Below are 12,569 nucleotides of genomic sequence, written 5' to 3'. Positions count from 1 at the left end.
CACATTAACGGCGGCGTTCTTGGAGTTTGCGATAGACGGCTTTGATGTCTACTTTGTGGTGGGCTAGGGCTACTAGGGTGTGATAGAACAAATCAGCTACTTCTCCGGCGATCGCCTCAGCATCGTCATCCTTAAAGGCCATCACGACTTCGGCTGACTCTTCACCAATTTTCTTGAGGATTTTGTTGTCGCCACCCGCCAAGAGTTTGCAGGTGTAGGAGTCGGGGCTAGGGTTGTCGCGGCGATCGCTAATCACACCAAACACTTGAGACAGCGTATCGGCGGGAGGAGGGGTAACGCCACCATCGACTTGATGGAAGCAACTGCGCTCTCCGGTGTGGCAGGCAATATCGCCAATTTGCTCCACACTGACCAACAACGCATCACTGTCGCAGTCATAGCGCAGCGATCGCACCTTTTGGGTATGACCAGAAGTTTCTCCTTTATGCCAAAACTCAGCTCGTGAACGGCTCCAAAACCAGGTTTCGCCCGTTTCCATTGTCTTTTGCAAAGACTCCCGATTCATCCAGGCCATCATCAACACGGTGCCATCGAGGTAATCTTGCACAATGGCGGGCACCAATCCCTGTTCGTTGTAGCGAATTTGATCTACAGGGATAGCTTGACGAAAAGCAGTTGATTCAAGAGCAGACATAACTTCAGAAGTTCCAGCGGAGGTTGGTGCAACGTTAACCCGTCTAAGATATCATCGCGCGATCGCGACCGAACTTCTAGCTCTAGCAAAACTTGGGGCGATCGTTACAGAAAATCTTGAGTAACTCAAAGTCCCTCAATCATTTGGCAGGCAAATTTATAGCACTCTCCAGCTTGGCATGCCCTTCCTGATTCGTAGCGAAGGAAGTCATGCGGCTCCTAGAAATGGGATAATTGACTAGCATAGCTTCTGGCCGCACAGTTCACGCCTGTCTATCGGTGGATATTGAACCAGTACAAAGTCTTTGGGTTGGAGGGAGCAGCTTGCCACTCTCTAGCTCTACGCCCGTGGAAACTCCAGTTTTAGGTCAGACTTTAAAGTTAAGAAAAACATCAGGAGAGAACCTTGGTTGTCACGACACTTAAAACCACTAAGTCAGAGGAAATTTTCGCAGCTGCCCAAAAACTAATGCCAGGGGGCGTTAGCTCTCCAGTGCGTGCCTTCAAATCTGTGGGTGGTCAGCCCATCGTTTTCGATCGCGTCCAAGGAGCCTACGCTTGGGACGTAGATGGCAACCAATACATTGACTATGTGGGTAGCTGGGGGCCAGCCATTTGTGGGCATTCCCACCCTGAAGTCAACAAAGCCCTGCACGAAGTCCTAGAGAAAGGCACTAGCTTCGGTGCGCCCTCCGCGCTCGAAAACATTCTGGCTGAAATGGTGATTGATGCCGTTCCCAGCGTGGAAATGGTGCGCTTCGTCAACTCTGGTACCGAAGCTTGCATGTCCGTGTTGCGCTTGATGCGAGCCTTCACTGGACGGGAGAAAATCGTCAAGTTTGAAGGCTGCTACCACGGCCACGCTGATATGTTCTTGGTTAAGGCAGGTTCAGGCGTTGCCACTCTCGGCTTGCCTGATTCTCCTGGCGTGCCCAAGTCCACCACTGCCAACACCTTGACAGCTCCCTACAATGACCTCGATGCCGTGAAAGTCCTGTTTGCGGAGAATCCTGACCAAATTGCTGGGGTGATTCTAGAGCCTGTCGTGGGTAATGCTGGGTTCATTCCTCCCGATGCGGGTTTCTTGGCTGGCTTGCGCGAGATTACTCAAGAGCACGGGGCTTTGCTGGTATTTGACGAAGTCATGACTGGCTTCCGGATTTCCTACGGTGGTGCTCAGCAAAAATTTGGCATCACGCCCGACCTGACCACAATGGGTAAAGTGATTGGCGGTGGTCTACCAGTGGGTGCTTATGGTGGTCGCCGCGACATTATGGCGATGGTTGCTCCTGCTGGCCCTATGTACCAAGCTGGCACCCTTTCCGGTAACCCCTTGGCGATGACTGCTGGCATCAAAACTCTGGAACTGCTGCGGCAGCCTGGCAGCTACGAGCATCTCGATCGTGTCACCAAGAAGCTGGTGGAAGGTCTGCTGCAAATTGCTCAAGAAACAGGTCATGCAGCTTGCGGTGGCAGCATCAGCGGTATGTTCGGCTTCTTCTTTACCGAAGGCCCAGTTCACAACTACGAAGACGCCAAAAAGTGCGACCTCACCAAGTTCAGCCGTTTCCATCGCGGCATGCTAGAGCGGGGCGTTTACTTAGCACCTTCGCAATTTGAAGCAGGCTTTACTTCTTTGGCGCACACCGATGCTGATATCGATCGCACCTTGGAAGCAGCACGAGATGTACTGTCTAGCCTCTAAGTTGGCGCTAAAGTGTAGCCCTCTTTAAGGGAGGCGATCGCCTCCTCACGAAAAAACCCGCTAGTCTTGGCACCAGCGGGTTCTTTTGGTAGGAATTGCTTAAGTTTGAGTCCTAGTTGCAATCGCAACCTGTATGACCACAACCTTCTCCACTAGAGTGCCCACTTGCACAAGCATCACTGCAATAGTATTTGCCATCTTTTTGCACTGCTTGCTCGTTGGGAGAAACAATACACAGGCAGGAATCGCAGGCACACTTCATTTGGGACACAGCAGTCATAGAATTTACCTTTACTAGTTCTAAGCTACTTTAACAGATGAACATATATTCAGATATTGGCTTAAAGATAGAAATTTGGGGCGATCGCTTGATGTGATGGGTTCCTAAGGGCTGCGATCGCTGTTCTCAGACGAACTCTTTTCAGGAAGGAACTGCCGCAAAATCTCGCTCGGTTTACGGTCCCAAGTGTCGATGTGCTCGTAGATCAACCCTTTGGGCGTGAGCTTATAGGTTGAGTAGCCGTTGAAGAAAATATTGGCGTTCCAAGGTACTCGCAATTTACCTCGTACTGTCCAGGTGGCTAGCACCACATCAGGAGCAGGGTGTGAGACGTCGTGTAAATCAAAAAAGAGTTCGGTGAAAAAGAGTTGCCCGTGAAATCGTAGAGTCCAGAAAATGATGCGGTAGTTGAACTTACTCTTGAACCGATTTACTGGATCTTGGAACAAGATGTCTTGAGTGTAGATATTGTAGGAAATGTCTCGCTCAAACAAAGTCGGCAAATCATTTCTCAACGTTTGCATTACCTGCTCTACCTGAGCTTGATACTCCTGCGTCTGCAATCTGTTTCCCTCTCTCCAACGACTCTTATTCAACCTATGGTGCAACCTCTAGGGTGTCCGCTGCCTCAACCTGGGTTTCAAAGGTGGAATTACCCGCTACCACTCGTAGCCTACCTTGTTTCCAACCTAGAGAAATCGGACCGTTCCCTTCTGTCGGTTTGTAGAGATCAAGGTGCTGCTCCCAGTTGTAAACCGTACCATTACGGACTACGGTTGGTAACTCATTTTGGGGATTGTGCCTTAGCTCTAGGGTTTCTCCTGTGGTTCCTCGCAACTGGACCGTTCCTTGGGGCAAACGGCTCAAATTTAATTGGCTCTTATTTTTGACGGCTTGCTTAAATTGTTGGTAACGACCGTGAGTTGCAGGTTCCCCGACTTCTAAGGTGAAGCCTGTATAAGCACTATCGCCTGGTACAGACTTCAGCGTGCGTTCTTGCCGATAAAGCTCAGCGGTTTTTTTGTTTGCGATCGCCACTTCCTCATAAGGCTGAAGATTAATCGGAGAAACGGCTAGCCAGGTATTTTCAAATTGGAAAAACCAAACGCCATCTTCAACCTCTGCTTTAGCAGATTTGGGCACTTGAAAGAAAAACGGTGTATCTGAAGCAGGACGCAACCAAATCATCAGATTGCGGTATTGCCCGATTTGGTCGCCCCGATTCTTGCCAGGCTGCGCGCGATCGCCATCCGTATTCGCCACAAAATAATCCACGCCGCGTTGAGAGTTCTGCGCCATTAACTTGAACGGTCCCACATCGCCATCCTTAAAAGAAGACACCACGCTTCCCAAGTGATAGGTTTGGCCGAAAAAAGTCGTTTCCCAATAAGCAGGTTGGTCAGATCGACTAGGTTTCCAATTTTCGTAAGTAGGATGCGTGATCAGCAATTCTGTCGGTTTAGCAAACTGTTTCCGGGCTAGATTCACCACGGCCTTAGGGGGCCGGTAAGCGCTGGTGATCACATGAATCGAGTCCCGCTCTGGTTCAGGATTAGGCAGAGTGGCATCTCCGAAGTACAACCACAGTAGCCTAGCCGCACTAGAGCCAAACACTACATTTCCTTTGCCGTAATCCCGCTTGCTGGGTCCACCAAATCCGCCGTGGTAGTACTTCACAGCTCCAGTAGCCGAGAGCCAATCTAAAGCTGCCTTGGCCAACTGCTTAACTTCTGGATCTTTGGCGAAATCATAGAGATTCAGGTACGCTGCCAATGTGTGGCCGTGATAATTCTCTGAGTCCCACTCCCCCATCCCAATGTGGTAAAGAGCCGAAACATAGCGATGTAGCTTTTGCTTGTATAAGCGGCGTACCGCTTCATTCCCTGTCTCCTCTGCCATTAAGTACACTGAAATTTCGCGCATGGCTCGGAGATTGTCAGTGTTGCGGTTATCTACCCAACTACCCCGCACCTCTGGGCCCCAACCTTGTTTGCTGTCATCTCCTTTGCCATAAATCGGGTGGGGGCGACGATTTGGGTCTTGCTTGGTCCAGTTCTTAGCACCCTCAAACATTCGCTGTTTGTAAGCAGGATCAAGAAATTGGCCAAACAGAAAATATTTCCGCATCTGGCCTTTCAGCGTGAATGAATAGTAATAGTCAATGCCTGCTGTGTGCTGGTTATCTTTGGCTTGCTTGTCTTCACTTTGCAAAAAGGCGATCGCTGGGTCTCGATTTCCCGCCAAAAAATCGAACATGGCGTAAGGGTAAGACCGCTTCTCGTTTTCGCCTTTATTGTTGCCGTACTTCTTCCCTTGATAAAAAGCAATGGCTTGTTTGGCTCGCTGCTGGAATTCCTGCTCCCACTCCGATGGCCAAGGATTTCGCAGCCGACGCTCAACTGGAATGGGCTGGATGGGCAAACCGCTATTCTCAGCCGCTACTAGTTTTGTTGTTCCTGGTGCAGGCGTAGCATTGAGAGTCAGCTCAGATACTTTAGGACCAACTGTGGAAGGACTGACGTTTGGGGTCGTATTAGCACGACAAGCCAGCACTCCCCCAGCTAGTGAGGCGATCGCTACCCAGGATGAAACCTTACTCAGCCCTTTCATCTATCCTCTAGCCCGCAAAACTGCCATTATCTTGGCACGGTCTCCAGGTTGATGCGAAGAGCGATCGCCCCTTACTTACGCTTACTTAAATAATGATCAGTGCAATTAAGAGCGCCGTCAGCAGCGTCATCAACATCAGAGACAGATCGTTGTCTGACTTAGAAGGCGCTGACTTGGATAAATCGCGCTTGAAGTCGCAAGATAAGCACAGATAAAGATCGCTGGTGCGCTGAACTACTGCCTTCTTGCTGCACTTGGGGCATTCGAGAGCTTGCACTTGCATCGTTGCTGTCCCCTCCATAAATTCAGTGCTTACATAGAGAACCAAGCAGCGATCGCTCAATTACGGAGGAGATGTAAAGTTTCTAAAAAGCAATCTCTGATTCTTAGGTATTAGTTTATACAGTAAAACTTGACTTAAGGATGGCTAATAGTATCAAGTTACTTTCCTAGCTTGCTTCGCGATCGAGCATAAGAAAAAGAATTTTTCTTATGTATTTATACGGTGATAAAGCTGTACAATATGCCCTTAGAGTTCAGCTAAATTTCACGCCAAAGTCAAGCTGCTATAGCTTGGCCCAGATTAAAGTTCCCTGTGTTTCAGCCTGAGTCAAATTTTGTTTCCTGTTGTTCGCTCATGCCATTGCTACATGATTTAACCGCGTTCGGCGATCGCTTCACTCTTGTCGGTCCTGATAAGAGATTGAGGCTGTTTGAACCAAAATCTGCTGGTTTTTGCGCCTGATTGCAGAGCGAATTTGAGCTATCTGACTAGGCTAGATGAAATTGAGTCGTCGTTGACTGTGAACTATTACAGGGTGCTTCGAAGATTATGATTTCAATGACTGTTCTACTGGTGACTACCTTAGCCACTACCTATCTTTTAGTTGGTTGTAGTAGACCTGTTTGAAACTGTTGCTGTCGTTAAGCAGCGCTGGCTCTCTGACCTAAACGCCTAGCCTCTAACTGATTCAACCTAAATAAAAAACCTCACCCAGTTAAAGCATGGGTGAGGTTACTAAAATTAGAAGTGGAGCTGAGCGGAATCGAACCGCTGTCCGCAACGGGTATTGACCCCCCGATCGTTCACAGGTTTAGCTTCTCTAATCCTCGAAGCGGGAACTGTCCTTTATCCCGGACAATGGGATGCTCTGGTAAAGTCTTTGCTAACCAGTCAACCAGAGGTAACTAGCTAACGCATCCGTTGGGGGTTTGTCTGCAATCCTTAACGGAGTCAAACTACAGACGCTCGAACCTATGAGAGGTTTTTAGGCAACAGCAGCTGCTTTACGAGCAAAGGGTACGATGTTGTTCGCATGTACTTGTTTTGAGCCATTGATTTGCGAGAGGTGACTCACTCTCGACCTGCATCACGAAGCAGCTTTCGCCATCACGTCGAAACCAGTGCAGCCCCATGCTTGGATCTCTAATTATAGTTCATTTATTTCAAAATGTGTTGAATAGCAGCTTATTTCACTTAAGGGCTGACTGAAACGGCTGCTTATAACCAGTTCGCCTGCCCAAGGTAACAAAGTAGTGGATATGACTTCGAGTTAGTTAAGATATCAAGTCTAGAACACGCTACTCTGTAAACAACCGTGTGCTCGGCTTCGTTTAGTCAACCGTCTTAAGGTCTAGCCAAAAACTCAGAAGTTCTTGAAATCCAAAACTTCTTTGGGTTTTTGGGTGGGCGCTTCTATTCTTTAGCCCTACAGGTCATCTTCTACCAATGTTGCAGTCGTCTTTTGATTCTGACCAGAACAGCCATAAATCATTTGAGCTACCGGGTGCTCGGCCTCACTACAATCCCGATCGCCCTGGTCAAGTGGAGCATATCTTTTTAGATCTCGCTCTCGACATTCCTAACCAGTCCTACCAAGGTACTTGCACCATTCGCCTCAATCCAATTTGCAATGGCATCGATCGCCTGACTTTGGATGCAGTGAACTTAAACATTCAGTCGGTGAAAATTGCCGCGATTGAGCAAGCCTTTGAAACCGATGGGGAGCAACTGTACATCCAGTTGCAGCAACCCACGGAAACAGGGAAGCCCTTGGAGTTAGCGATCGCCTACAGCGTCGAAAAACCCCAGCGTGGTCTCTACTTTATTCAACCAGATAAGCATTATCCTAATAAACCTGTTCAGGTCTGGACCCAAGGCGAAGATGAAGACTCTCGCTTCTGGTTTCCTTGCTTCGACTACCCAGGCCAGCTGACTAGCTCTGAAATTCGAGTCCGGGTGCCAAAGCACTTGACGGCAATTTCCAACGGCGAGCTGATCAACACCGAGGTTGAGGGCGACAGCAAGATTTATCACTGGCTGCAACAGCAGGTGCATCCGACTTATTTAATGACCTTAGCGGTCGGAGACTTTGCCGAGATTCGCGATGAGTGGCAAGGAAAACCCGTTCCTTATTACGTCGAAAAAAGCCGAGAAGCCGATGCACGTCGTAGCATGGGCAAAACTCCCCGAATGATGGAGTTTCTCAGCCAGAAATATGGCTACCCCTATCCTTTTCCGAAGTACGCTCAGGTTTGCGTCGATGACTTCATCTTCGGCGGCATGGAAAATACTTCCACCACGCTGTTGACCGATCGCTGCCTGTTGGATGAACGAGCCGCGCTAGATAACCGCAGCACCGAAAGCTTGGTCTGCCACGAACTGGCCCACCAGTGGTTTGGGGATTTGGTGGTGATCAAGCACTGGTCTCATGCTTGGCTCAAAGAAGGTATGGCTTCCTACTCGGAAGTGATGTGGACTGAAGAGGAATACGGAGCCGAAGAAGCGGCTTACTATCGTCTTGGTGAAGCTCGCAACTATATTGCAGAGGATACTGCCCGTTACCGTCGCCCCATTGTCACTCACGTTTATCGAGAAGCGATCGAACTCTACGATCGCCACCTCTACGAAAAAGGAGCTTGTGTCTACCACATGATCCGGGCGGAGTTGGGAGATGACTTGTTCTGGAAAGCGATCGCCACCTTCGTCAACGACAACGCCCACCAAACTGTAGAAACCATCGATTTACTACGGGCGATCGAGAAAGCGACAGGACGCAACTTGCTATTTCTCTTCGATCAATATGTGTTTCGCGGTGGGCATCCCGACTACAAAGTGGGTTATGCCTGGGATGGCGATAGCAAGTTAGCCAAAGTCACCATCACTCAAACCCAAGCGAAGAGTAATGATAACGGCAGTCGAAATGAGTTGTTTGATCTGAAATTGCCAATCGCATTTGGGTATGTCAGCGGTGAGGAGAAAGAAGAGAGAAGCTTTAAAGCCTTCACGGTGCGAGCCCATGAGCGGGAACAAACGTTCTACTTCCCCCTAGAAGAGAAGCCTCAGTTCATCAGCTTTGATCAAGGCAATCACGTCCTCAAAACTGTTTCACTGGAATACCCTGTCGCTGAACTTAAAGCCCAGCTTCAGTATGATCCTGACCCCATTTCCCGCATTTATGCTGCTGAAGCTTTAGCCAAGAAAGGTGGATTAGAAGCAGTGAAGGCACTATCGGATGCTCTAAAACGCGATCGCTTTTGGGGAGTCCGAGCAGAAATTGCTAAGCAACTAGCAGAGGTCAAACTAGACCAAGCCTTTGCAGGACTGGTCATAGGGCTAAAGGATGAAGCTGCCCAAGTCCGTCGAGCGGTCGTTGAGGCATTAGCTAGCATCAAAACTTCCGAGAGCTATAAAGCCCTAAAACCAATCGTTGAAAAAGGCGACCCCAGCTACTACGTTGAAGCTGCTGCCGTTCGGGCGATTGGTGGGATTGCTGCTTCTAACCTGCATGAAAAACCTAAGGATGACAAGGTGCTGAAGCTGCTGAAAACAGTTCTAGCAGAACGGTCAGGCTGGAATGAGGTCGTACGATCCGGGGCGATCGCGGGACTGAGCCAGATGAAAACTTCAGAAGCAGCTTTGAATTTGATCTTAGAGTACACCGCTCCTGGAATCCCCCAATCGTTACGTCTCGCCGCAATCCGGGCGTTAGGGGGCATTTCCTCTGGTCAAACCAACGTGAATTTGTCACGGATCTTAGAGCGTCTTAGTGAGTTGTCACGGGAAACTTTCTTCCTGACTCAAGTGGCGGTAGCTGCGGCTCTAGGGCAGATGGAAACGCTCAAAGCAATTCCCATCCTCCAAGCTCTTGCCGATCAGACTCCTGACGGTCGAGTGCGTCGCATTGCTGAAGAAGCAGTCCAAAGAGTTCAGAAGCACGCTGGTGCTGATAAAGCTGTGAAGCAACTGCGTGAAGAGCTAGATCAGATGAAAAAGGAGAACCAAGATCTGAAGAGTCGCTTAGAAGCTTTGGAAGCCAAAGCTAAGTAGCCTGACTGGAGCCAAGCTTGATGGGCTATACAGCCCTTTATAAGAGTTAGAAGCTAGAACCTAGGAGCCAGAATTCGGAGAAACTACGGATCGGCTGGCTCCTGCGTCCTCAGATTCCAAACCAATCCTTTATGTAAAGGTGACGGTTCCTTACGAAATCTTGAAGCTGTGGTACGGATAGTTTTGGTGAGTTCGGGAATTCTGAAATAAGCAGGCTCATGCGTCATGGAGCTTTGCCAAACTCACCTCGACCAGAGCGCCTGATTATGACCCTACCTTCTATCCCTGTCGATTCTCAACAAGACTATCAACACGAGTATGCTCAAATCTTAGTAGAGATTCAGCAAGCTGCTAAAGCGCTATTCGGCCAAGAAATTAATCAGCAGGAAGCAGATTTTGAGTTCCGAGCAGCGGCTCGAATTTTAATGGGGCGAGTTACTTGTTTTAACTTGCAGCATATTAAGGAAGTTGCGATCGAGCTTTTAGGAGCCTAAGGTTTATCACTTCGTCCTAGCGTGCTAACTTCCTTACTGCAATCATAGATAAATCAAATTTTTACCCTCCCGTTTAAGGAGGGTAAATTGTCTTATGACAAGCGATCGCCCTTGATTATGTAATTTATCGAGCGCTCTGTCTTTGCATCAGGCGTTGACTTCTCAATTTCCAGATGGCAAGCGATCGCTTAGCTTGCTGCTTTTTCAAGCTGCGAAACTGCTGCTGTAGCTGCCTCACATTTGCAGCTTGACCTCCATAGCGCCAGCCCACATAGGCATGTGAGATCGCCGCAATCGTTTGACTATACTCTGGCGAGGGGTGGCTGTACCATTGCTGAGCATATTCCAGAGGCGTTTGGGCGGGTCGTTTGTGAAACCCTTGGGTTGCCAACCAAGCCAGCATTTGCTGGTATAGACTTTCCATCGGTGGTAGTTTGGCCAGCCAGCGTTGATAGCGCCAATTTCGCCAACCTGTCCAACCCAACCAACCTAGAAAAGCTAGCCCAACGGATACAATCAGTCCTGTAAACAGGCCCAGCCATCCTTTGGAAAAGAGACCTAGAAACCAACCGATTGTTCGAGCCAGGATGGTCGCGATCGCGTTAAACAAACCACTGAGAACACCAGTTACCGGAGACGGTAACCAACCCGCTACCCACTGCCAAAACTTCCGCAGCACACTAAAAGTTTGATTTTCTTCCACAGAGGGCGGAATCAGTTCATGCCCAGGAATGGGGTCAAACGCAAACCAGCCATACTTGGGAAAGTAAACCTCCGTCATGGCATAAGCATCAGTGTTGCGAACTACGTACAACCCAGTGAAAGGATTAAATTCCCCTGGGGCAAACCCAGTTACCAAACGCGCAGGTATCCCGACCGATCGCAACATGACGGTGAGCACGGTTGAGAAATGATCTGGGTAGCCGCCTTCAAAGCGAAAGAGAAACGCTTCGACTAAGTCGTCGTTATCTTCCAGAAAAGCCAAGTCGGGCTGGATCGTATAGTGCTGCTTCAGGTACTGAGCCAAATAAAGCGCTTGCTCAGAAGGACTAGTGAGCGGATTTGGAGCAGTGGCTAAAATCTCTTGTGTCTTCTGCCGCACCTTGGCTGCAATTTCGGGTGGAACTTGAAGATAGTTTTTCCGGATCGCCTCCGGATAGTCGGTGGCAGCTTTGCTTAGCAACGTTCGGTTGCGGTAAGGCACTTCCGAAATCACCGTGTAAGTAAAACCTTCCACTAAGGCTAAGGGCGATCGCAAGCTGCCTTCTGGATCTACAGCAACCTGACGAGTCGGGAAGTAGAGTTCCTTGGCCCAAGCCATCGCTGGAATCACGTTTGGCAGTTCTTCCGCCACGATCGTATAAGTCTGAACTACTTCCTTGTCTTTGCCCAAAACAATGGGCCGAGGGAGGAAAAATTGGTAAGACCAACTAGAGCGGTTAATCGTCTCTGCTTGGTCATTACGCGAAATTTCCCATCCTTGTCCGGTGTAGCGATCGAAGGCGACAACTCGCCAAAAACCTTCTGCTTGCGATCGCACCCGCATCAGAACTTGGGGTTTCATTTGTCCGCGCAAGTTTTGGTTGATTTGGGTATCAAAACCGTAGTAGTAGGTTTCGTCTAGCTTGCCCTTCCCTCGGCCTTGCCCCCGTTGTCCCGCTTCAGCACCAGATCCTTCTCCTTCACCTTCCTCGCCTCCGCCGCGTCCCCCCCGCACATAACCAGGGTTCAGAATCCGACTCGTGTCAAATTTCCCTTGGAAGTCTACGGGCGCGCTGACCGGAAACGTCCGCAATTGGTAGCCAGGTAGCCTAGGTAGAAAAGCAAAAATGATCAGTCCCAGACTGACCACAACTAGCAGGAAAATACCCAAACGCTTGGGAGCTAGGTCAGCACCGCGGAGTTTCCAGCCTTGGAATACCAATCCCAAACGAGAGCGGTAATCTAAAACCAGAACAGGTAAGGCGATCGCCACAAATACGAGCAAAAATGGCCCAAATGCTAGCGTTTGGCTGAGCGTACCCGCCACACCTAGCAGAATCAGACCAATCACCATTGAGTAGCCTAAGTCTTTACGGCGAGGCAGGTCGAAGCTGTGCAGAACCTGAAGTTGAATTAATAACTGAGCCAACGCTAAGCGAGTATCATTCAGCTCGCCAAATAGACGCACAAAAAAAGCCAGTAGCGTCACTAACATGCCAATGGCTAAGCAGAATTTCGTTGGGATGTTGCGATCGCGGCGACGGTACCAGCTCCAAGTAGCCCCCAACAAGCTCAACGGAATCGCCCAATAACTGGTAATCGGCCATTCTGCCACTGCATCCTTGGCCGCGATATCGGTTGCGATAATTCCCACCGTTACCAGTACCTGCACAAGTACTCGTAGTAGGATCGAGTCCTCCACCTCAACGTTTGGCAGTGATTGCAAACGCTGCTGTAGCTGCTGCCAAACAGGGATGCCTCGCCGTTGCCGTACCCCAGGTGAGTTAGACATAG

General features: G+C 49.4%; 9 protein-coding genes and 1 other RNA gene. 3 read left to right on the top strand and 7 right to left on the bottom strand.

Translation table 11 applies throughout. The features are described from left to right. Positions 1-4: 4 nt before the first annotated feature. Positions 5-655, bottom strand: a complete 651-nt coding sequence (hisIE, locus tag H6F90_RS17210) for a bifunctional phosphoribosyl-AMP cyclohydrolase/phosphoribosyl-ATP diphosphatase HisIE (RefSeq protein WP_190553569.1) — start codon at positions 653-655, stop codon at positions 5-7. Between the two features lie 405 nt (positions 656-1,060). On the opposite strand from hisIE, the gene hemL reads away from it, so the two are divergent. Further along, a complete protein-coding gene (gene hemL, locus H6F90_RS17205; protein ID WP_190434823.1) occupies positions 1,061-2,359 on the top strand; it encodes a glutamate-1-semialdehyde 2,1-aminomutase in 1,299 nt (432 codons plus the stop codon). 112 nt (positions 2,360-2,471) lie between these two features. Here the strand turns inward: hemL and H6F90_RS17200 are convergent, their stop codons facing one another. From H6F90_RS17200 to ssrA, 5 genes are all read right to left on the bottom strand, one after another. Next, a complete protein-coding gene (locus H6F90_RS17200) occupies positions 2,472-2,639 on the bottom strand; it encodes a metallothionein (RefSeq protein WP_190553568.1) in 168 nt (55 codons plus the stop codon). A 104-nt stretch (positions 2,640-2,743) separates the two neighbouring features. Next, a complete protein-coding gene (locus tag H6F90_RS17195; RefSeq protein ID WP_242016883.1) occupies positions 2,744-3,202 on the bottom strand; it encodes a DUF2358 domain-containing protein in 459 nt (152 codons plus the stop codon). A gap of 34 nt (positions 3,203-3,236) precedes the next feature. Continuing rightward, positions 3,237-5,249, bottom strand: coding sequence for a hypothetical protein (locus tag H6F90_RS17190; RefSeq protein WP_190553567.1), 2,013 nt, complete (start codon positions 5,247-5,249; stop codon positions 3,237-3,239). 85 nt (positions 5,250-5,334) lie between these two features. Then, positions 5,335-5,532: a hypothetical protein gene (locus H6F90_RS17185; protein ID WP_190553566.1), complete on the bottom strand. Its 198-nt coding sequence runs from the start codon at positions 5,530-5,532 to the stop codon at positions 5,335-5,337. Positions 5,533-6,277: 745 nt separating this feature from the next. Further along, positions 6,278-6,663, bottom strand: a transfer-messenger RNA (tmRNA) gene (gene ssrA / locus H6F90_RS17180). Positions 6,664-6,978: 315 nt separating this feature from the next. Between ssrA and H6F90_RS17175 the strand changes: the two genes are divergently transcribed. Further along, entirely contained in the window at positions 6,979-9,579 is a 2,601-nt protein-coding gene (locus H6F90_RS17175) for a M1 family metallopeptidase (RefSeq protein WP_190553565.1), read from the top strand. A gap of 218 nt (positions 9,580-9,797) precedes the next feature. After that, a complete protein-coding gene (locus H6F90_RS17170; protein ID WP_190553564.1) occupies positions 9,798-10,073 on the top strand; it encodes a hypothetical protein in 276 nt (91 codons plus the stop codon). Positions 10,074-10,197: 124 nt separating this feature from the next. Here the strand turns inward: H6F90_RS17170 and H6F90_RS17165 are convergent, their stop codons facing one another. Continuing rightward, a complete protein-coding gene (locus tag H6F90_RS17165) occupies positions 10,198-12,567 on the bottom strand; it encodes a DUF3488 and DUF4129 domain-containing transglutaminase family protein (protein ID WP_190553563.1) in 2,370 nt (789 codons plus the stop codon). Positions 12,568-12,569: the final 2 nt, after the last annotated feature.

The sequence above is a fragment of the Trichocoleus sp. FACHB-591 genome (assembly GCF_014695845.1).
Classification (GTDB): domain Bacteria; phylum Cyanobacteriota; class Cyanobacteriia; order FACHB-46; family FACHB-46; genus Trichocoleus.
The sequence above is the reverse complement of the archived record's forward strand: the minus strand, read 5'-3'. Positions and strand labels throughout refer to the sequence as shown.

Coding starts and splice junctions, on each gene's coding strand:
- hisIE (WP_190553569.1), bottom strand. CDS start 655: ATGTCTGCTCTTGAATCAACTGCTTTTCGTCAAGCTATCCCTGTAGAT.
- H6F90_RS17200 (WP_190553568.1), bottom strand. CDS start 2,639: ATGACTGCTGTGTCCCAAATGAAGTGTGCCTGCGATTCCTGCCTGTGT.
- H6F90_RS17190 (WP_190553567.1), bottom strand. CDS start 5,249: ATGAAAGGGCTGAGTAAGGTTTCATCCTGGGTAGCGATCGCCTCACTA.
- H6F90_RS17185 (WP_190553566.1), bottom strand. CDS start 5,532: ATGCAAGTGCAAGCTCTCGAATGCCCCAAGTGCAGCAAGAAGGCAGTA.
- H6F90_RS17175 (WP_190553565.1), top strand. CDS start 6,979: ATGTTGCAGTCGTCTTTTGATTCTGACCAGAACAGCCATAAATCATTT.
- H6F90_RS17170 (WP_190553564.1), top strand. CDS start 9,798: ATGCGTCATGGAGCTTTGCCAAACTCACCTCGACCAGAGCGCCTGATT.
- H6F90_RS17165 (WP_190553563.1), bottom strand. CDS start 12,567: ATGTCTAACTCACCTGGGGTACGGCAACGGCGAGGCATCCCTGTTTGG.